Origin of the sequence: Heyndrickxia sp. MSNUG (genome assembly GCF_049532715.1) — a bacterium.
Classification (GTDB): Bacteria; Bacillota; Bacilli; order Bacillales; family Cytobacillaceae; genus Mesobacillus.
The window spans coordinates 1,823,978-1,846,002 of sequence record NZ_CP150978.1 but is presented as its reverse complement, the minus strand read 5'-3'; the positions used below and the strand labels follow the sequence as shown (position 1 = coordinate 1,846,002).

19 protein-coding genes are annotated in these 22,025 nt (G+C 42.0%); all 19 read right to left on the bottom strand.

Annotation, left to right across the window (positions count from 1 at the left end):
- Positions 1-55: 55 nt before the first annotated feature.
- The 19 genes from dapG to AABM38_RS08950 all read right to left on the bottom strand — a co-directional run bounded on the left by dapG (position 56) and on the right by AABM38_RS08950 (position 21,788).
- A complete protein-coding gene (gene dapG, locus AABM38_RS09040; protein WP_423410069.1) occupies positions 56-1,300 on the bottom strand; it encodes an aspartate kinase in 1,245 nt (414 codons plus the stop codon).
- Between the two features lie 45 nt (positions 1,301-1,345).
- Positions 1,346-2,395: an aspartate-semialdehyde dehydrogenase gene (gene asd / locus AABM38_RS09035; protein ID WP_423410068.1), complete on the bottom strand. Its 1,050-nt coding sequence runs from the start codon at positions 2,393-2,395 to the stop codon at positions 1,346-1,348.
- A 187-nt stretch (positions 2,396-2,582) separates the two neighbouring features.
- Positions 2,583-3,179 (bottom strand): dipicolinate synthase subunit B, encoded by a 597-nt coding sequence (gene dpaB / locus AABM38_RS09030; protein WP_423410067.1) that lies wholly within the window; start codon positions 3,177-3,179, stop codon positions 2,583-2,585.
- Positions 3,176-4,078: a dipicolinic acid synthetase subunit A gene (dpaA, locus tag AABM38_RS09025; RefSeq protein ID WP_335374935.1), complete on the bottom strand. Its 903-nt coding sequence runs from the start codon at positions 4,076-4,078 to the stop codon at positions 3,176-3,178. Before dpaA ends, dpaB begins: the two co-directional genes overlap by 4 nt.
- Before the next feature lie 184 nt (positions 4,079-4,262).
- Entirely contained in the window at positions 4,263-4,508 is a 246-nt protein-coding gene (locus tag AABM38_RS09020; RefSeq protein WP_335374936.1) for a YlmC/YmxH family sporulation protein, read from the bottom strand.
- Positions 4,509-4,644: 136 nt separating this feature from the next.
- Positions 4,645-5,877 carry a M16 family metallopeptidase gene (locus AABM38_RS09015; protein ID WP_423410066.1) on the bottom strand — a complete coding sequence of 411 codons (1,233 nt, stop codon included), beginning with the start codon at positions 5,875-5,877 and terminating at the stop codon, positions 4,645-4,647.
- Positions 5,878-5,962: 85 nt separating this feature from the next.
- Positions 5,963-6,925: a polysaccharide deacetylase family protein gene (locus tag AABM38_RS09010; RefSeq protein ID WP_423410065.1), complete on the bottom strand. Its 963-nt coding sequence runs from the start codon at positions 6,923-6,925 to the stop codon at positions 5,963-5,965.
- A 122-nt stretch (positions 6,926-7,047) separates the two neighbouring features.
- Entirely contained in the window at positions 7,048-9,162 is a 2,115-nt protein-coding gene (gene pnp, locus AABM38_RS09005) for a polyribonucleotide nucleotidyltransferase (protein WP_423410064.1), read from the bottom strand.
- Positions 9,163-9,424: 262 nt separating this feature from the next.
- Positions 9,425-9,694 (bottom strand): 30S ribosomal protein S15, encoded by a 270-nt coding sequence (gene rpsO / locus AABM38_RS09000; protein WP_207498390.1) that lies wholly within the window; start codon positions 9,692-9,694, stop codon positions 9,425-9,427.
- A 124-nt stretch (positions 9,695-9,818) separates the two neighbouring features.
- Entirely contained in the window at positions 9,819-10,772 is a 954-nt protein-coding gene (gene ribF / locus AABM38_RS08995) for a bifunctional riboflavin kinase/FAD synthetase (RefSeq protein WP_423410063.1), read from the bottom strand.
- 66 nt (positions 10,773-10,838) lie between these two features.
- Positions 10,839-11,762 carry a tRNA pseudouridine(55) synthase TruB gene (gene truB / locus AABM38_RS08990; protein ID WP_423410062.1) on the bottom strand — a complete coding sequence of 308 codons (924 nt, stop codon included), beginning with the start codon at positions 11,760-11,762 and terminating at the stop codon, positions 10,839-10,841.
- 181 nt (positions 11,763-11,943) lie between these two features.
- Positions 11,944-12,318 (bottom strand): 30S ribosome-binding factor RbfA, encoded by a 375-nt coding sequence (gene rbfA / locus AABM38_RS08985; RefSeq protein WP_207498393.1) that lies wholly within the window; start codon positions 12,316-12,318, stop codon positions 11,944-11,946.
- 18 nt (positions 12,319-12,336) lie between these two features.
- Positions 12,337-12,618, bottom strand: coding sequence for a DUF503 domain-containing protein (locus AABM38_RS08980; protein WP_423410061.1), 282 nt, complete (start codon positions 12,616-12,618; stop codon positions 12,337-12,339).
- Positions 12,618-14,912, bottom strand: coding sequence for a translation initiation factor IF-2 (infB, locus tag AABM38_RS08975; RefSeq protein WP_423410060.1), 2,295 nt, complete (start codon positions 14,910-14,912; stop codon positions 12,618-12,620). Before infB ends, AABM38_RS08980 begins: the two co-directional genes overlap by 1 nt.
- Positions 14,913-14,931: 19 nt before the next feature.
- On the bottom strand, positions 14,932-15,234 hold the full coding sequence (locus AABM38_RS08970; protein ID WP_335374944.1) for a YlxQ family RNA-binding protein: 303 nt from the start codon (positions 15,232-15,234) through the stop codon (positions 14,932-14,934).
- Positions 15,234-15,515 carry an RNase P modulator RnpM gene (gene rnpM / locus AABM38_RS08965; protein ID WP_423410059.1) on the bottom strand — a complete coding sequence of 94 codons (282 nt, stop codon included), beginning with the start codon at positions 15,513-15,515 and terminating at the stop codon, positions 15,234-15,236. The genes AABM38_RS08970 and rnpM overlap by 1 nt, the downstream gene beginning before the upstream one ends.
- A gap of 15 nt (positions 15,516-15,530) precedes the next feature.
- Entirely contained in the window at positions 15,531-16,640 is a 1,110-nt protein-coding gene (gene nusA, locus AABM38_RS08960) for a transcription termination factor NusA (protein WP_423410058.1), read from the bottom strand.
- A 70-nt stretch (positions 16,641-16,710) separates the two neighbouring features.
- Positions 16,711-17,181: a ribosome maturation factor RimP gene (rimP, locus tag AABM38_RS08955; protein WP_335427573.1), complete on the bottom strand. Its 471-nt coding sequence runs from the start codon at positions 17,179-17,181 to the stop codon at positions 16,711-16,713.
- A gap of 281 nt (positions 17,182-17,462) precedes the next feature.
- Positions 17,463-21,788 carry a PolC-type DNA polymerase III gene (locus AABM38_RS08950; protein ID WP_423410057.1) on the bottom strand — a complete coding sequence of 1,442 codons (4,326 nt, stop codon included), beginning with the start codon at positions 21,786-21,788 and terminating at the stop codon, positions 17,463-17,465.
- Between the last annotated feature and the right edge of the window lie 237 nt (positions 21,789-22,025).

The following is a 22,025-nucleotide window of genomic DNA, read 5'->3' as shown; positions in this document are numbered from 1 at the left end:
TCTACTACCGGAGGGCACATTCTCAGCCTCCGGCAGTAAAAACAAGATAATCACTTTAAATATCATGACGCTCAAATTCTGCTTTTTCCTCATCAAGCTGGAATGCATCATGCAAAGCATTTACAGCCTTGCTGAGATCATCTTGCTTCACGAGCACCCAAATCGTTGTATGGCTATCTGCAGACTGCAGGATGCGGATTCCTTTTTCAGAAAGGGCAGTAACTATTTTCGAAGTTACACCAGGCACACCTGCCATACCCGCACCAACAACTGAAACTTTCGCACAGTTTCTTTCAATCTGTGGAGTATGCCCCAACCCCTCAAGCACCTTTGCTGCACGGCTGGTCATTTCATCAGAAACTGTGTATACGACGCCATTTGGTGAAATATTGATAAAATCGACACTGATGTTTTCATTAGCCATGGCTTTGAAAACTTCAGATTGGAGATTGTATTGATCTTTTTTCGCAAACACCTTAATCTGGCTTACATTGGAAACATGTGCAATTCCAGTTACCGGGCGCTCTTTGATATCGGTACCTTTATTTTCACGATTTAAAGACGTCACAAGTGTACCGGGACTTTCAGAATAAGTTGATCTGATCCTGATTGGAACTTTGGCTTGCATGGCAATCTCCACTGCACGGGGATGGATGACCTTTGCACCCTGGTATGCCATATTGCAGACTTCATTATACGTGACAACGGATAGAGGTCTAGCATTTTCAGCAATCCTCGGATCAGCAGTCATGATTCCTTCTACATCCGTAAATATATCAATCCAATCGGCATTCAATGCTGCACCTAACGCAGCAGCGGACGTATCACTGCCGCCCCTGCCAATCGTAGTGATGTCACCATTTTTAGCTGCGCCCTGGAAACCTGCGACAACAACTGCATCCACCTGTTCCAGTTCGCGGAGCAGCCGATCGCACTTCATGTCTAGGATTCTGGCATTCGTATGCTCGTTGTTTGTCCTAAACCCTGCCTGGGATCCAGTAAGGGCGGTGGCACTGATTCCGTTTTCCAGAAGCATATTGGAAAAAACCACACTGGAAATCGTTTCTCCGCAAGAGAGTAGCAGGTCATGCTCCCGCTTGCTGATCAAACTGTTATTTCCTCCAATCATGCTTAAAAGTGTATCCGTTGCGTAAGGATCGCCTTTCCTTCCCATCGCGGATACTACGACAACTGCTTTATACCCTTCTGAAATCGCCTTTTTAATATGGCTCATAGCATGACTTCGACTTTCTTTATCACGCACAGAAGTACCGCCAAATTTTTGAACGATTATTTTCATCGTAACACCTCAAGAGTTTCTGTCATTAATTCGGTTAGATTTTACTTATTTTACAATCCCTAGCTTTATCAGGCTCTCAGCAATTTGTACTGAGTTCCATGCTGCACCTTTTAGCAGGTTATCGGAAACGACCCACATATGGAAACCTGCATCATTATCAAGGTCTTTCCTGATTCGGCCTACGAATACATCATTTTTTCCTACACAGAAAGCTGGCATTGGATATACCTGCTGTTCAGGATCATCCTGCAGGACGACTCCTGGTGCATCTGCTAATAATTCTTTTACCTGGGCAGCCGATACACCCTTTTGGCTCAGTTCAAAATATACAGATTCCGAATGGCCAGTGCCAACCGGCAGGCGTACACAGGTTGCAGCCACTTGAAGGTCCGGCATGTGCATGATTTTCTTTGTTTCGTTGATCATTTTCATTTCTTCATATGTGAAACCATTATCCACAAAATTATCAATCTGTGGGATGGCATTGAAGGCAATTTGATAATGCTTTCCTGCAGACTTTACTGGCAGGATTTTCGGTTCATATTGGTCCCCATTAAGAATTGCCTGAGTCTGTTCTTCAAGCTCCTGTACTGCAGCTGCTCCAGCACCAGATACAGCCTGGTACGTAGAGACGATGATTTTTTCAAGGCCAAAGTTCTGGCGTAAAGGTTCTAAAGCAACAACCATCTGGATTGTCGAGCAGTTTGGATTTGCAATGATTCCATTATGGGAATGCAAGTCTGATTCATTTACTTCTGGCACTACAAGCGGGATATTCTCATCCATACGGAAAGCACTAGTGTTGTCGACTACTATAGCACCACGCTTAACAGCTTCTGGTGCCAATGCCTTGGATACACTTCCTCCAGCACTGAAAAGAGCGATATCTATCCCTTCAAAGCTTTCAGGCTTTGCTTCCTGGACTGTCACTTCTTCCCCTTTATAAGTAACCTTTGTACCAGCTGATCTTGATGATGACAGTAATAAAAGTTCTGACACAGGAAAATCACGGTTCTCCAATGTCTGGATCATTTGCTGACCGACTGCTCCTGTTGCTCCAACCACTGCTACTCTGTAACCTTTTCTCTCTGACATTGCTGTTTCCCCTTCCACTACAAATATTGTGTTTTTAATCCGGCTGGTGCCGGGCTGTTGGTAATATAAGTATAAAACGGCGGTTCATACGAAATAACCGCCTTGTTTATTATCCTATATTTTATCATAATCAATCATTAAGGAAAGAAACATTTTGCTTCACTGCCGGAGAAAAGCGTTACCATATTTAACTATCCTTGTAGCGCTCAACAAGTACTGGCTGCAGCTGGCTCCCATTTATTGCCGAAATGATTGTTTCAGAAAGCATTCCCATCCTTGCTACCATTGAATTTGGTTTCTTGACAGGATCATCCTGACCAAATGGAATGAAGAAAATATTTTTTGTTGCCATTAGTCTCATCAGATTAACACCATTCAGCCCTAAAGCGTCATTGGTGGAGATGCCAAGCACTACAGGCATGCCATTTCTGAGTGTAGCTTTAGCTGCCATCAGAACAGGTGAATCTGTCATTGCATTCGCAAATTTGCTCATTGAATTTCCTGTCAAAGGCGCAATCACCATGCAATCCAGCGGAATTTTAGGGCCAAGTGGCTCCGCTTTTACAATTGAATCGATTACTTTATTCCCTGTCAGTTCTTCAATACGGTGTACCCAGTCTTCCCCCTTGCCGAAACGTGTTTCTGTATTTTGCACGGTGAATGTAACGACTGGCAACACTTCCGCTCCTGCATTCACCAGTTTTTCGATTTCCGGGAATACTGCATCATACGTGCAGTGGGATCCAGTTAATCCAAATCCGATCTTCTTTCCTTGTAAACTCATGCTTCTTTCTCCTTTCGGTCATTAAAGTCTTCCATAAGCAGCTGAGAAAGAACGTTTGCTAAAATTTGTCCAGCCGTCTTCGGTGCTACGATTCCTGGCAAACCAGGAGCAAGCAATGCCTTAATTCCCCGCTTTTCTGCATAGCGAAAATCCGTTCCACCTGGTTTAGATGCAAGGTCAATGATCAAAGTATGAGCTGGCATCCTTGAAATCACAGAAGCGTTTACGATTAAATGCGGTATCGTATTGATGCAAATGTCTGTATCCCTTACTGCACTGCCTAGATCAGATAGTTGGAAAGGCTCAAGTCCCATTTCCGCAATCCTTGCGATATGTTCGCTTTTTCGCGCTCCAACCTTCACTTTTGCACCAAGTGCATGAAATGTACGCGCAACACTCATACCGACTCGGCCTAGACCGAGGACAGCAACCTTAGATCCGTGAATCGTGAAGTCTGTATGCTGGATGGCCATCATGATCGTGCCTTCCACTGTCGGAATAGAGTTATAGATCGCCACATCATCACGTTCAAACAGCTGTACGAGTTTGCGGTTGGCCTGTTTCGTAATACCAGTTAAATACGCATTGCTTATGCCTGAATAAACCGTGCAATGTGCCGGAGTACGTTCAAGCATTTCTTTTATAAGCACTACTTTTTCATTCGAGAATATGGTCTCGACCTGCCCATCCAGACTCGTTCCTGGAACTGGCAAAACTAAAGCATCCTGTACTGAAAAATCCACTTCATCTATCTTTTCTTTTGAGGCACCTGTAAAAGCATGATCCAACTGCTCGAAGCCTATTAAAGAAAGCTTTGCATCAAGCTCTGTCAGCTTGCGAATAATCTCCAGCTGTCTCGCATCACCGCCAATAACCGCGATTTGCATCCCTGTCAGCATGAGAACAATCACCTTCTTTTCCATTAATCCTGGAATAAATATCAATCATTTAGAACTACTTCAACATCATATGTATCTACCTAGAAATAGGTGAGTTTTCCACTAAAAAGAAAAGCTTCCGTGGTGGAAATCAACAGACTAATTTAAAAGTGCAAAAAAAATAAGCCAGCATGGCAGCTGGCTTTCATTCTTCTTCATCTGGTATATCAATAATAATCATGTCGGCCCCAATCTTTTTTATATGCTTCCATGGCACCCTGACTTCTCCGCCATGCTTACGCAATCCGAACCACTTTAGCGATGGAATAATCAATGCCTCAATCTGCCCTGTTCTTTCATTGATCTCCAAATCTGTCTGCCCGAGGATTCCCAATCTTTCGGCTCTTTTTACATCGACAATTTCCTTTCCGCCAAGTTCACTTAATTTCATTTTGCCCTCCCGAATCTTTGTCCTTACTATATATGTATCGAGAAATGAGCTGATTTAGAATACCCAAGTAAATAAAAAGGCAATGATTATAGCCAATATTAAAAACAGCAGCTTCACAAGGAAGCTGCTGTACGAATTATACTTTTGGCAATTCGCCATCCGGGCTGATAAGGGCAACGGAATAGTTATCGGTAAAGATACTTTTACCCATGCTATCCACGCTATCCTTAGTCACCTGGTCAATTTGTTCAACAATTTCGTCAAGGGATCTGTGTCTGCCAAGCAAAAGCTCATTTTTACCGTTTCTGCTCATCCGGCTGTTTGTGCTTTCCAGGCTGAGCATCAAGCTGCCTTTAAGCTGTTCTTTGCTGTTGTTAAGCTCTTTTTCGGTAATGCCATCAGCGGTCAGTTTAGAAAGCGTCTCTTGAATCGTCTCGTATAATACATCGAGCTGTTTAGCTCCTGTGCCTCCATAAATCGTTACAATCCCGCTGTCAAGATAAGCTGAATGGTAGGAGAATACTGAATAGGCAAGGCCGCGCTGTTCACGAACATCCTGGAACAAACGGCTGCTCATGCTGCCTCCAAGGACATTGTTCAAGACAATCAGACTGTATACATCCTTATGGCCGATTTGCAATCCTTCAAACCCAAGGCAAAGGTGAGCCTGTTCCGTTTCTTTTTTGCGTGAAATTTTATTTGCATGGAATTCTGGCCTTACATGTTCAATTTGTTCTTTGCTAGCCTCATAAGAGCCAAAGAATTCCTCTGCATTCTTGATGAAGGCTTCTGGAACATTCCCTGCGATCGAAATGACGACATTTTCAGGTGTATAGGTTTCATGCATATACTGTTCCAATTTTTCACCCGTAAATGTTTGGAGCGTTTCCTCTGTTCCTAATATCGGATATCCCAGTGGATGCTCGTTGTAAATCGCCTTGCTGAGCAAATCATGTACGATATCATCAGGTGTATCTTCATACATTTTAATCTCTTCATTTACAACGTTTTTCTCTTTATTCAATTCTTCAGCAACAAAAGTGGAATTGAAGAACATGTCAGCTAAAACTTCTAATGCAAATGGTGCATGATTGTCCAGAACCTTTGCATAATAGCAAGTATATTCTTTTGAAGTGAATGCGTTCACCTGTCCGCCTATGCTGTCGAAGGATTCCGCTATCTCCCTTGCCGATCTTGTCTTCGTTCCCTTAAAGAACATATGCTCAAGGAAATGTGAGATTCCGTTATTCTCTGGATTCTCATTACGTGATCCTGTTCCGATCCAAACTCCAATCGCGACAGAACGAACAGTAGGGATTTGTTCAAGGACGATTCTTACACCGTTTTGGCATGTATATTTCTTAATCAATTATATTCCTCCTCTGGAACCTGCTGCTAAAAATACTGCATTTAATAAGTATAGTTCATTTATCTTACTTTTTCCAAATACAAAGCTATTCTTTCATTTTTTTTGCCATAACCCTATTTTCACTCAACATATCTGAAACTGTTCCAATTTGCATATCTTGGGCCTTTATTTGAATGATTAGCTGTTCAAGAGAAGCTGCTGTAGATTCGGTTGGATGCATCAATATTAAAGCACCATTATGGACCTTCCCCATCACCCTGTTGATCAATTTTTCAGGTGTGGGTTTTTGCCAGTCGATTGTATCAACGCTCCACATTACAGTACCTAACTTATGCGCAGCTGCAATTTGGACTACTTCTTCCTTATAAGATCCGCTTGGGGGAGCAAACCACTTTGTTTGTACCCCTGTTACAGCCTCTATTACATCATTGGTTTTTTTGATTTCTTCATTAATTTCAGGAGCAGAAAGTTCCTTCATATTTGGATGGGTAAAGGAATGATTGCCTATTTCGTGTCCAGCCTCGGCAATCATTTTAGCCATTCCAGGGTTATTTTTAACCCAGCGACCCTCGAGAAAGAAACTGGCTGATACGTTATATTTTTTCAGCGTGGCAAGCATACCTGATAAATATTCATTTCCCCACGCAACATTAATGATGAAACTGACCATTGGTTTTTCGGGGTGACCTTTATAAATGGCCATTGGCGGAAGATCGTTTAAATGGACATCTGGCGATACTTGCTCATAAACAAGCTTATCTGGGTTAAACTTGCCGTCCTTTTTCATTTTTTTATAGGATTCCTCAGTATTAACTTTTAATCCATTGTAGCCAGGAATGCCTCTCCATACTGGATCCTTCCTGGCATTCGAGGGCTCAACCTCGTATTCCTTCGCTTTTAGTTCAATTTCCTTCATCAAGGAATTTTCATGTCCGACAACAGGCACAACTTCCGTTTTTAGACTAGCTACATATGTATTGGAATATGGATTGCTCACAGAAATCCACGCACCAATTAACAAGACAGAAATCAACGCAATCTTTCTCATGTTCTATGCCTCCCTTTTATTAAAAAATATGAAACGGGAGGACAAGGTAGAACGAAAGGTATGGCCCCAGATAAGAAAATACATATAAAAAGGCCAGGGCTGGCCCTGGCCTTTTTCATCTATTATTCCTTTTCAGCTTTTTCACGCTGCTCTTTTAAAACTGCTTTACGTGAAAGGTTTACTCTTCCTTGTTTATCAATTTCTGTTACCTTAACAAGGATTTCATCCCCAAGCTTTAAGATATCCTCCACTTTTCCAACTCGCTCTTCAGCTAGTTCGGAAATGTGAACAAGTCCATCTTTACCTGGGAAGAGCTCAACGAAAGCACCAAATTTTTCGATGCGGCGAACTTTACCAAGGTACATCTCTCCGACTTCTACTTCGCGGACGATGTCTTCGATGATTTTCTTAGCCTTTTGAATCATTTCTTCATCAACTGATCCGATAAATACCGTACCATCTTGTTCGATATCGATTTTCACGCCAGTTTCTTCAATGATTTTATTGATCTGTTTTCCGCTTGGCCCAATAACATCACGGATTTTATCTGGCTTGATCCACATTGAAATGATTTTAGGCGCATATTTAGAAAGCTGTTCACGTGGTTCTTGAATCGTTGCAAGCATTGAATCAAGAATTTGCATACGGCCAATTTTCGCTTGCTGCAATGCTTCCTCAAGAATCTGGCGGGATAAGCCATCAATCTTGATATCCATCTGCAGTGCCGTAACACCCTTAGAAGTACCTGCTACTTTGAAGTCCATATCACCAAGATGATCTTCCATACCCTGGATATCTGTCAGGATTGAATAATGCTCTCCTGATTTAATAAGACCCATTGCAATACCAGCTACTGGCGCCTTAATTGGCACACCAGCATCCATTAAAGCTAATGTACTAGCACAAATACTAGCCTGTGAAGTTGAACCGTTTGATTCCAAAACTTCTGAAACTAGACGGACAGTATAAGGGAAATCTTTTTCATTTGGAATAACTGGTTCAAGAGCTCTTTCACCTAATGCTCCATGACCGATTTCACGGCGACCAGGTCCACGGATTGGTCCAGTTTCCCCAACGGAGAATAACGGGAAGTTATAGTGGTGCATAAAACGTTTTTCTTCTTCGATTCCAAGTCCATCAAGGATTTGTACATCACCCATTGCTCCAAGCGTACAGATGCTCAAAGCCTGTGTCTGTCCTCTTGTGAACAATCCTGAACCGTGAGTTCTAGGAAGCAATCCAACCTCAGATGAAAGCGGGCGGATTTCCTCTAATTTACGTCCATCTGGACGGACTTTATCTTCAGTGATCAATCGGCGAACTTCGCCTTTGACGATTTTATCAAGTATTTGCTTAACCATTTTCATCTGGTCTGCGTCAACTTCCTGCTCTTCGTAACGAGCAACAACTGCATTTTTAACTTCTTTGATTGCGTCTTCGCGTGCATGCTTTTCTTGAACCTGGATGGCAGCAAGCATGTCTTGTTCACAAATCCCGCGAACCTCAGCTTCTAGTTCTTTGTTGAGCTCATAAAGAGTGATTTCTCTTTTCGCTTTACCAACCTGTGCTACGATTTCCTGTTGGAACGCAATTAAACGCTTAATTTCATCATGGCCGAACATGATTGCTTCAAGCATGACTTCTTCAGGAACTTCTTCAGCACCAGCTTCAACCATGTTGATTGCATCCATTGTACCAGCAACAACTAAGTGCATATCGCTCTTTTCAGTTTCTTCAACAGATGGATTAATGATGAATTTACCATCTACTCGTCCAACTGTAACACCTGCAATTGGTCCTTCAAACGGGATATCCGATACACAAAGCGCAAGGGATGAACCAAACATTGCTGCCATTTCAGATGAGCAGTTCTGATCCACACTCATTACAATACTGATAACCTGGACATCATTACGGAATCCATCCGCGAATAATGGTCTGATTGGACGGTCGATCAAACGGCTTGCTAGAATCGCCTTTTCACTTGGACGTCCTTCACGCTTAATAAAACCACCTGGGATTTTCCCTACAGCATATAATCTTTCTTCATAATTGACTGTAAGCGGGAAGAAATCTAAGTTCTTTGGTTCTTTTGATGCAGTTGCTGTACTTAGAACTGCTGTGTCGCCATAACGGACAAGCACTGCGCCATTTGCCTGCTTAGCAAGCTGTCCGATTTCGACTGTAAGCTTGCGCCCTGCCCAGTCAAAGGAGAAACTTTGTTTTTGTTGTTCCATGCTTTTAAGCCCCTCTCTACCATAAAATCCATCCAGGACTGAAGCCTGGGAATTATTTAAAACAGCACCTATGCCTGTCTTATTAACAAATATCCAAAATCATTAAAAATAAACTTTTCAATGCAAGACATAATTAAAGCTTGCTTAAATAACTTTTATGTTATAGTATGCGCTAATTAACAGCGCTTAATATCATGAGTTTGTTATGTATCTTCCAAAATTTTTCCTAATAAAAAAGCGGGATAAATCCCGCTTTGACAGACTATCTACGTAGACCTAGCTTGTTGATTAAATCGCGGTAACGAGAAACGTCTTTGTTACGAAGGTAAGTCAAAAGATTACGACGCTTACCTACCATTTTCAAAAGACCGCGACGTGAGTGGTGGTCCTTTTTGTGAACGCGTAAGTGATCGTTCAATGTGTTGATTTCTGCAGTAAGGACAGCGATTTGAACTTCTGGAGATCCAGTGTCACTTTCGTGAACCTTGAATTCGTTGATAAGTTCGTTTTTACGTGCTTTTGTGATTGCCATCCGTGTTCACCTCCTGAATTATAATCCCCTGTTACCGAGCAAGCGTCGGTGACTCGACTTGCCAAGCAAAGGTTCTTTTTTGATACGTTAATAAGAATACATCTTTTTACGACAAAAAGCAAGTCTAACCCTTGTTTTTTTCAAAGTAGATAATGGCTTCCTGCTTATCTTTATCTATTTGGGATACGAGCTGTTCAATACCGTCGAACTTCCGTTCACTTCGAAGACGCAAATGCCATTCAACATGTGCAGTTTTCCCATAGATTTCTTCGTTGAAATTAAAAATATGGACCTCAACAGATGGCTTTTCCTTCTTTTCACGGTGGAATGTAGGCTTATATCCTACATTGCAGACACCTTCGTACCATACACCTTCAATCTGGATTCTTACCGCATATACCCCAGTTGGCGGAAGGATGTATTGGTCATCCATTTGAACATTTGCTGTTGGAAAACCTATTGTCCGTCCTCGTTTTTCACCGTTAATGACTATGCCTTGTGTTTTGTAAAACCTTCCCAGCAGATCTGGCATAGAATCCACTTTCCCATCCCTTAGCAAGCTTCGGATCAGTGTCGAACTGATCTTTTCATCATTTGCTCTTGCCAACTTGGAAACTACTGTGAATTCAAACTTGTTCCGCGAATGGAATTGAAGTGTCTCCATCGTACCTTTGCCCATTTTGCCATAGGAATAATCAAATCCAGCTACGACATGCTGGACATTCAAATCAATAATATACTGATCGATAAATTCCTGTGGAAGCAGACTAGAGAATTCGGCTGTAAAATGAATGACAAATAAATAGTCCACACCAAGATGCTCAATAACTCGGGCTTTTTCTTCAATAGGTGTAATGTATTCTATATGCTGGACACTCTTCCCAAGAACAACAGATGGATGGGGATCAAAGGTCATAACAGCACTTTTTAACCCTCTTTCACCTGCCATTCTTTTTGCTTCCTTAATTACTTTCTGATGTCCTAGATGGACACCGTCAAAGTAACCAAGTGCCATTGCCATGGCGGGAAACTCCTGCTTTTCTAATCCATGAGGATGATTTAGCTTAATCAATTCCACGTTTTTACTCACCTTTTCTGACCCAGATGCTCTTAATAATGGCCAAACCGTAATAGAAAATCGTAATTATCCTAACTGATCATTTCTTAATACTTTATCCGGCTTCATTAGCCCAATTTTGGTTGGATGCTTCCGGTATATCGCAAGCGCTAATCCGCTTTCTGTTTCAACCACAATTGTACCATCAGTTTCCGCCAAATTTTGCGGAATCTCGAGCAATGCACCGTTTTTCACTTTCTCTGCTACTGTATCATTTATGCGATATTTCGGCAAATAAGAAATACCCGCCTCCAAAGGATGTAAAGCTTTTTGAACGCTTCCCTCTTCAACCATTGTTTCAAGCTGTTCGAATGTGAAACAATCCTCTATTGTAAACTCTGCGGATTGAATTCTTATTAATGAAGACATATGCGCAGGATAGCCAAGCTTTTCGCCAATCATGACAGCCAGTGTCCTGATATATGTACCTTTGCTGCAGGAAACCCGGAATTTAAAGCTTACTTCTTCACCCTTAAACTCGTCTCTGTCATCAAGAAGCTTAATGCTGTAGATTGTTACCTTCCTGGCAGGGCGTTCAACTTCAATTCCTTGCCTTGCATATTCATAAAGTTTCTTTCCATTCACTTTTACCGCAGAGTACATTGGCGGAGTCTGTTCTATTTGACCAATGAAGGATTGCAAAGCTGCTTCGATTTCGCTTCTTGAGATGATCCGGTCAACAGCTTTTTCCTCTATTTTTTCTCCAGAGGCATCCTCTGTTGTTGTTGTATAGCCAAGTGACACTTCACCCTCATAGGCTTTACCTGCGTCCGTGATGTACTCAGCAACCTTTGTAGCCCTGCCTACACATATTGGCAAGACACCAGTTACATCCGGGTCAAGCGTTCCAGTATGGCCTACCTTTTTGGTCTTTAACAGCTTCCTTAGCTTAAAGACACAATCATGTGATGTCATACCCGCCGGTTTAAAAAGAGGCAGAATTCCCTCCATGCTCATCCCTCCTGTATTCGTTGTTGTTATGTAATTTTCGTATATGGTGGTATCCTCATGTTTATCGTCCTTTACATGAAATACCTGCTAACCTTTCTTTATTCAAAAAAATGGATAGACAAGGTGTCTATCCATCTCTTTTAATGTTTGAAGATTTGCCTGATTTAGCTGGCAAAGTTAATCATTCTTTTTCTTCCTTTTCTTCATCAGCTTGCTCTTCTCTTTGCAGCTCATGAATGAGGGAATTAATTCTGTTGCCGTATGCCATCGTTTCGTCAAATTCGAATATCAGTTCAGGCGTTTTTCTAAGGCGGATTCTCTGGCCAATTTCGGTCCTAATGAAACCTTTTGCCTTCGCTAATCCTTTTAAAGTATTTTCTCTCTGTTCCTCGTCACCTAAAACAGATATATATACCTTTGCCTGCTGTAGATCGCCAGTAACTTGTACATCCGTAACTGTTACGAATCCGATGCGGGGGTCCTTGATCTTGCGGCTGATGATATCGCCGAGTTCTTTCTTCATTTGTTCCCCAACACGATTTACTCTATGACCCATCTCGATCACCTCGTTCTATTAAAGCCATTCTATTTCGGTGATGGTACGTTCGATCTCCGGAAAAGAGTCAATCATTTTAATAGCATTTTGCAGCTCTCTTTCAGTCGCAACCTTTGATGATGAGACAGCAGCAACAGCAATTGTTGTCCGCTGCCATACATCTTGATGGTCAACTTCCGATACTGAAACATTATATTTTTGCTTCAGTCTAGAGATAATCCGCTGCAGTACTGCTCTCTTTTCTTTTAGAGAATGAGCATCATATATAATGCACTCACAGGCTGCTAAGCCTACTATCATTAACGTTCCACTTCTTCCATGATATATGCTTCAACGACATCGCCTTCTTTAAGGTCATTGAAGTTTTTAATGGTAATACCGCACTCGTATCCTTGTGCTACTTCTTTAGCATCGTCCTTGAAGCGTTTTAACGCATCAATCTGTCCTTCGAAGATGACGACGCCGTCACGAATCAGGCGAACACCGCTGTCACGGGTAATTTTACCGTCAGTGACATATGAACCACCAATCGTTCCAATTTTTGAAACCTTGAAAGTCTGGCGGATTTCAGCCTGCCCAATAATCTTTTCAGCATAAACTGGATCAAGCATTCCCTTCATCGCAGATTCGATTTCTTCGATTACCTTGTAGATAATACGGTGCAGACGGATATCAACCTTTTCTGATTCCGCAGCACGCTTCGCATTATTATCAGGGCGAACGTTAAAACCGATAACGATACCGTTTGAAGCTGCAGCTAATGTGATATCAGACTCATTGATCGCACCAACACCAGTGTGAATGATCCTTACATTTACACCTTCAACGTCCAGTTTTTGCAATGCTGCTGCAAGTGCTTCTACTGAACCTTGAACATCGGCTTTAATGATTAGATTTAAGTCTTTCATTTCCCCTTGTTTCATATGTTCAAACAAAGTATCAAGACTTACGCGGGCTTTTTCGCTTCTTTGAGCTTGAACCGCTTGTGATGAACGGATTTCTCCGACCTGGCGTGCAGTCTTCTCGTCATCAAATACTACAAAACGGTCTCCAGCCTGTGGAACATCATTTAAGCCAGTGATTTCAACAGGAGCAGAAGGACCTGCTTCTTTAACACGGCGTCCGAGATCATTTACCATAGCACGTACGCGGCCGTAAGTATTACCTACTACAATCGGATCACCGATCTTTAGCGTACCATTTTGAACTAGCAGCGTAGCAACTGAGCCGCGGCCTTTGTCAAGCTGCGCTTCAATTACAGTACCAATAGCGTTCCTATTAGGATTTGCTTTATATTCTTCAACTTCTCCAACAAGCAAAATCATTTCTAATAGGCTGTCAAGACCTTCTCCTGTTAGTGCGGAAATCGGAACAAAGATTGTTTCTCCTCCCCATGCTTCAGGAACCAGGCCATATTCCGTAAGTTCCTGCATAACACGATCAGGGTTTGCAGTTGGTTTGTCCATTTTATTTACAGCTACGATGATTGGTACATTGGCTGCCTTAGCATGATTCAAAGCTTCAACAGTCTGCGGTTTAACACCATCATCTGCTGCTACAACCAAGATTGTGATATCAGTGATCTTCGCGCCACGTGCACGCATTGTAGTAAATGCCGCGTGACCAGGCGTATCAAGGAAGGTGATTTTCTTGCCATTCTCTTCGACTTGATAAGCACCAATATGCTGAGTGATTCCGCCAGCTTCTCCTGCTGTAACCTTTGTGTTGCGAATTGAGTCAAGAAGTGTTGTTTTACCATGGTCAACGTGGCCCATGATTGTAACAACTGAAGGTCTCTCAATTAAAGATCCTTCTTCATCCTCAGTGAAGTAAACTTCAAGGTCAGTTGCATCGATTTTAATTTCTTCTTCAACCTCAACACCATAATCAGTAGCAATCAATTCAATTGCGTCTTTATCAAGATCCTGGTTGATCGTTGCCATGACACCAAGCATGAATAACTTCTTGATGATTTCTGATGGCTCACGATACAGCTTTTTAGCAAGCTCAGCGACTGTCAAAGACTCACTGAAAGTAATTTTAGCGGGAAGCTCTTTTACCTTTTTCACTTGAGGCTGTGCAGCTTGCTGCTGGTTTTGTTTTCCTCTGTTTTGGTTTTGCTGGTTTCTATTTCTGTTATTGTTGTTGTTTGGCTTATTTTTATTGTTTTTATTAAAAGGCTGTGAGTTACCAGGTTTTTTAGCTGCAGCTCCGCTTTTTACTTTTTCAGGAGTTGTTGCACGGCGCTCATCGTCCGAAAAAGCACTTGCTGTTGTTTTTAGCTGAGCCTTAGGCTGAACCTGATTATTTCTCTGCTGGTTTTGACCTTGGCTGCTATTTTGATTCTGGGCTTGTTTTTGTCCTTGGTTCTGTCCCTGTGCAGCTTTCGGCTGGCTTTGCTGCTGAGGTTTGGTTTGTGTTTGTTGTTTTTCTTCTTTTGTATTATAAATGGCGTCTAGTCTCCTCACAGTTTCATCTTCCATGGCAGTCATATGGTTTGAAACCTCGATGTTCATTTCTTTTAATTTTATAATCACGTCTTTACTCGATAAATTATGCTTCTTTGCATATTCGTAAACGCGTGTTTTACTCATATTTTCACCCCCGCTAGAATTAATCGAGCAACGTCAACAGTTTTTTTGCAAAACCCTCGTCCAGTAGGGCTACTACAACACGGGCATCCTTCCCAATAGCCTGACCAAGCTGATACCGGTCGGGTACCACCTTGCAAGGTACTTTATAGGAATTGCACTTGTCGGTAATTTTCTTTGTAGTATTTGCGGATGCATCCGCTGAAAGCAAAATGAGTTTCGCTTTGCCGCTTCGGATTTCTTTAACGGAAAGCTCTTCCCCTGAAATAATTTTCCGTGCTCGATTGGCTAAGCCAAGCAATGACATCCATTGATTCGAATTCATCAGGATAGTCTGTTCTCCTTTTCGATAAGTTCATTGAGCTCATCGTATATTGCATCGTCCACAGCTGTTTCTAGTTGTTTGGACAATATATTCCGTTTTTTTGCAAGCTGAATAGCTTCTTTTTCTTTTGAAAGATATGCACCACGGCCTGATTTTTTCCCTGTCAGATCAATGGATACTTCTCCCTCTTTGGAGCGAACGATGCGAACGAGTTCTTTTTTCGGTCTCATTTCACCGGTAGCGACACATTTTCGCATAGGAACTTTTTTACGGCTGTTCACGATCATTCACCTCAATTAATCAATATCTTCATCATCATAATCATCATTCGCTGATAACAATGGTTCATTATCACGAGGATAGATGCCTAACTCTCTAGCCTCAGCCTCTGCTTTAATATCAATCTTCCAGCCAGTCAATTTAGCAGCAAGACGCGCATTTTGTCCGCGTTTCCCAATCGCAAGTGAAAGCTGGTAATCCGGAACGATGACTGTAGTAGCCTTATCCTCTTCATTGACAATGACATCAAGAACCTTAGATGGGCTCAATGCATTGGCTACGAAAACAACTGGATCTTCAGACCACTTGACGATGTCAATCTTTTCGCCTTTCAGCTCATTGACAACCGCCTGTACACGCGTTCCTCTTGGTCCAACGCATGAACCGACTGGATCAACTTCTGCATTATCAGAATGAACGGAGATTTTAGAACGGTCACCAGCTTCACGTGCAACAGATTTAATTTCTACAGTACCATCATAGATTTCAGGAACTTCAATCTCGAAAAGTCTCTTTAACAGTCCCGGGTGGGTTCTGGAAACGAAGATTTGCGGACCTTTAGTGGTTTTTTCAACCTTAGTGATAAATACCTTGATGCGGTCGTGAGGCTTATAATGCTCGTTTGGCATTTGTTCATTTGCCGGCAGGATTGCTTCGATTTTACCTAAGCTTACATAGATGAATTTTGGATCCTGACGCTGAACGATACCTGTCATGATGTCTTCTTCACGATCGATAAATTCAGAATAGATGATGCCTCTTTCTGCTTCACGCACACGCTGGGTTACTACCTGCTTCGCTGTCTGCGCTGCAATTCTCCCAAAGTCTTTAGGTGTAACTTCAAGTTCAACGACATCCTCGACCTGGTAATTTGGATTGATTCTCTGGGCATCTTCTAATGAAATTTCCAGGCGTGGATCGAATACTTCATCCACAACTTCTTTTCTCGCAAAAACACGCATTGAACCATTGCCAAGATTAAGATCAATCCGGACGTTCTGTGCCTGGTTAAAGTTGCGGCGATATGCAGAGATTAGTGCTGCTTCAATCGCGTCAATTAAAATGTCCCTGGAAATGCCTTTTTCTTTTTCAAGAATTGTAAGAGCATCCAACAATTCGCTGGCCATGAGATATAAATCCCCCTTTTTTACTTCCCAACATTATTTATAAATAGACTATAGATTATTTCTAGACAGATTATGAAAAAGTGACTGCAAGCCTTGCGCTGGCAATCTTATCAAATGGGAGAACAACCGTTTTCTTGCGCGTCTTGATTTTCACTTCAACAGTTACGGTTTCACCATTGTAATCGGTTAAAATTCCTTCAAAAGCCTTTTCACCATCAAATGGTTCATAAGTTTTAATAAAGACATTCTTCCCAATTGCTCTTTGATAATCTTTTTCCTTTTTAAGCGGACGTTCTGCACCAGGTGATGAAACTTCCAAAAAGTAGTTATGCGGGATTGGATCAAGGGCATCAAGCTTTTCGCTCAGTCGCTCACTGACTATGCCGCATTCTTCAATATCAATACCGTTGTCCTTATCAATGTATACGCGCAGGAACCAGTTCTTTCCTTCTTTTACGTATTCGATGTCAACCAATTCTAGTCCATTTTCAGTTAAGATGGGAGTTACTAGCTCTTCCACTGTTTCGGTAACCTTGCTCATAAAATCCCTCCTTTGACACAACATCTTTTACCATTCATTAGCATCAATACTTAATGACTCTTTATCACGAAAAAGTGCGTAACAACACGAAAGAGTGGGTTTCCCCACTCTCATCTGCCAGAGTTATCCGTAGTATTTCCAATAAAAATATAACATAACCAGGTATTTAATGCAAATACATACCAATCCGAAGGCATTGTCAAGGCTTATCATTTAGCTGTTTCAAAAAGTTTTCGCCTTCTCGTTACAATGGTGTGTGTCATGTAAGCATCAGGAATTTTTTAGAACAAGCTTAACTGATTCTGATCTGGCATCCCTTGCAGGCAGCCATGGTTGTCGAGATACTCAAGAATCGTTTTGGAAATCTTACCGCGCTGCTGAAGGTCTTCTTTAGACAGGAATTCTCCTTCTTCCCTCGATTTGACAATATTGATGGCTGCATTCGTGCCAAGCCCAGGTATTGCATTAAATGGCGGGATCAAGGTGTTTCCCTCAATGATGAATTCAGATGCACTGGATTTATATAAGTCAACTTTGGCAAAGCTGAATCCACGCTCGCACATTTCAAGAGCAAGTTCCATTACAGTCATCAAGTTCTTTTCCTTTGTAGATGCATCAAGTCCCTTTGCATTTATTTCCTCAATCGTTGCGCGGATGCTTTCGGAACCGCGTACCATTGCATCGACATCAAAGTCATCTGCTCTTACCGTAAAGTAGGCTGCATAGTACATAAGTGGATGATGGACTTTGAAATATGCAATCCTCACTGCCATCAGTACATAGGCAGCTGCGTGGGCCTTAGGGAACATGTACTTGATTTTTTTACAAGAATCAATATACCATTCCGGCACCTTGTTTTTGCGCATTTCCTCTTCCATGTCATCACTCAAGCCCTTACCTTTACGAACCGATTCCATGATTTTAAAAGCGAAAGCTGGCTCCAGTCCCTGATAGATCAGATAAACCATGATATCATCACGGCATCCGATAACTTCGCTTAAATTACAGGTCTTGTTATGAATCAATTCCTGGGCATTTCCCAGCCATACGTCTGTTCCGTGAGAAAGACCGGAGATCTGTACTAGCTCAGAAAATGTAGTTGGTTTTGTATCTTCAAGCATCTGGCGAACGAAACGTGTACCAAATTCAGGGATACCAAGCGAACCAGTTTTAGACATTATTTGCTGTTCTGTGACCCCAAGTGATTCCGTACCGCTGAATATTTTCATGACTTCTGGATCGTCCGTAGGGATAGTCTTAGGATCAATACCGCTCAAATCCTGAAGCATCCTGATCACAGTTGGGTCATCGTGTCCAAGAATATCGAGCTTTAAAAGATTGTCATGGATTGAATGGAAATCAAAATGGGTCGTTTTCCACTCAGATGTATTACTGTCCGCTGGAAACTGTATAGGCGAAAAATCATAAATATCCATATAATCTGGAACTACTATTATTCCACCCGGGTGCTGTCCTGTCGTTCTTTTAACGCCGGTACATCCAGAAGCAAGCCGGTCAATTTCAGCACCCCTGAGCTGTAGATTATTGTCGCCCTGATAACCTTTTACGTATCCGTACGCAGTTTTATCAGCGACCGTGCCAATTGTTCCTGCACGATAAACATATTCTTCCCCGAACAAGACCTTCGTGTAATTATGCGCTCTTGGCTGATATTCCCCTGAGAAGTTCAAGTCAATATCGGGAACCTTGTCCCCTTTAAATCCAAGGAAGGTCTCAAATGGTATATCGTGGCCATCTTTTGTGTACTTTATGCCGCAATCTGGGCAGTCTTTGTCAGGAAGGTCAAAACCGGAACCTACAGATCCGTCATTAAAGAACTCTGACTTTTTGCATTTTGGACAAACATAATGCGGCGGCAGCGGGTTTACCTCTGTAATTTCGGTCATCGTTGCTACAAAGGAAGATCCGACAGAACCACGTGATCCTACTAGATATCCATCATCCAGCGATTTCTTAACAAGCTTATGCGATATCAGATAGATAACTGCGAATCCGTTGTCAATAATACTTTTCAGTTCTTTCTCAAGCCGTGCCTCTACTATTTCCGGAAGCTCGTCCCCATAGATACGGCGAGCCATTCCATAACTCATGCTCCGCATCTCTTCATCGGCACCTTCGATTTTCGGTGTGTAAAGATCATCTTTGATCGGCTTAATGACATCAATCATATCAGCAATTTTATTTGTGTTTTCTACCACTATTTCTTTCGCTTTTTCAGCGCCCAAAAATTTGAAGGCATCTAGCATTTCGTTTGTTGTCCTGAAATGAACGTCCGGCAGTTCGTGCCGATTCAGCGGGTTGGCACCGCCCTGAGAGCTGACTAAAATCTTGCGATAGATTTTATCATTTTCATTCAAGTAATGGACATTTCCGGTTGCTGTGACCGGCAATTCTAATTTCTCTCCAAGTTTGACGATATTTGAAATGATGTCCTCGAGAGCTTTTTCATCACGCACCAATTCCATTTCAAGCAGATGGGCATAAACCTGTTTAGGATGTACTTCTAAATAATCATAAAATTGCGCTGCTTCCTCCACCTCTTCTGGGCCCTTCTGCATCATGCCTTCAAATACTTCACCTTTATCACAACCAGAGCCAATCAGGATACCTTCTCTGTGCTTATTTAAAACAGACCTTGGGATCCTGGGGACGCGATAAAAATAATCTATGTGTGAGATAGATACTAATTTAAAGATGTTTTTCAAACCGGCTTCATTTTGTGCAAGCAAAGTAGCATGGTAAGGACGAGCACGCTGGTATGATTTCCCTTGCCCCATATTGTCATTCAGCTGGTCATGGTACTCCAGCCCTTTTTCAGCGGCATCCTTCAGCATCCTTAGCAAAAGGTAGCCGGTTGCCTCAGCATCATAAATCGCACGGTGATGCTGGGTCAATTCGATATCAAATTTCTTTGCCAATGTATTCAGTCGGTGGTTCTTCATATCTGGATAAAGGAATCGTCCTAATTCAAGTGTATCTATAACCGGATTAGGCGCTTTACCTATACCGATTTTTTTATAGCCAACATTCAAGAAGCCCATATCAAACGAAGCATTGTGCGCAACCAGTACGCTGTCTTCCGTCCACTCATGGAACCTTTGAAGCACCTCGCTTACTTCCGGAGCGTTGCGTACCATATCATCGGTGATTCCGGTTAAATTGATTGTTGTCGCTGACAGACGGTGATGCGGGTTGGCAAATGACTCAAATCGGTCAATGATTTCGCCATTGCGGATTTTGACAGCAGCGAGTTCAATGATCGTATCGTAAACTGCTGAAAGACCCGTTGTTTCTACGTCAAAAACGACATACGTATCTTCTGCCAGCATGCGATGCGCATCATTATAGGCAATCGGTACACCATCATTAACCAGGTTGATTTCAACACCATACAGAATCTTGATACCATTTTTCTTACCTGCCCCGTAAGCCTCCGGGAAGGACTGAACAACTGCATGGTCTGTAATGGCAACAGCTTTGTGGCCCCACTTAGCAGCCTGAGCGACTAGTGCGCTGACAGGTGTGACTGCATCCATCTGGCTCATCGGTGAATGAAGGTGAAGTTCTACTCTTTTTTCTCCCTCAGGAGCTGAATCAATTCTGCCCTTCGCCTTAATTTCATTAATATCATTTCCTATCATGACAAGGTCCCGGACGAATGTATCATTCTGAATGCTGCCGCGTACCTTAAGCCACATTCCCTTGGTGACGCGTTGATATAGAGCGGCATCTTCCTTATCACGAGAGAACATTTTAACCATGATCGAGCTAGTATAGTCTGTAATTTTAAAGGTAAGTAAAGTACGGCCGCTTCGCAGTTCCTTCGTTTCTGCAAAGAAAACAAATCCTTCAATCGCTACTCGGCGTTCTTCATCGACGATTTCTTCCAGCTTGCGGAAGTCAGCATCATCCTTGATCGTAAGGCCGATTGTAAGAGGGCCATCCTGCGCTGCACCATCACCCTGCGCTTTTTCCGCTTCCTTCTTCTGCATTTCAATCATGGCCATCAATCCGCGTTCCTGATCTTCCTTCTCTTTCGCCTTCATGAATTTTTCATATTCATCAGAAGTGCTGTTTTCGACTACTTCCGTATCAATAGTCATTAAAGGAAAACCAAAACTCTGGTAAATATCCGTAATAATACTTGCATATTTTCTTTTTATTGCAAGGCCTTCTGTTTCATTTCTTACACTTAAAATGATTTTCGTGCCCTGGATGGTAGGATTTTGTTCATTTAAAAGTTTTAAAAGCGGAGGTGCGATTCCATCTATTTCTTTCACACAAGATTTCCAGTATTCAAGTATTAGCTGGTCATTAATTGCTTGTTCAAGCACATTTACCGTGTATGAAATTTTTGCTATATGTGAAAAAGCTCGTTCAAGCTCGCTCGTGAACCTGCTATATAGATCGCAAGGAATGATATTTTCAAATTGAAAATAAAAATGCCACTTCCTTGCCTGTTTTTCAACAATCACTCTATCAATTTCAGCATTGCGAAAATGAGTGACAATTGTATCCTCTGTAAGCTGCAGCTGCTGCAGCAGGAGCTGAAACCTTTCCTTTTTCCCCGTAGAAAGATCACTCATGGTTACATCTCCTCCCATCTGAAAAGCATGTAATATTTCTCTTTTTCTATCTGACAGGCATTAGCCTAATATCAATATTTAAATCATTATGAGTTCAATATAAGCAAAGGTTATTATATCACAAAATGACTCTGCGGTTATCGGTGTTTGGATTTTCCATTTGATTCAGCTAATTACGACTGTTGTTTTCTGCTCCAATCAACAAAATTAATAGTCAACAATATCCTTTCACAGTGG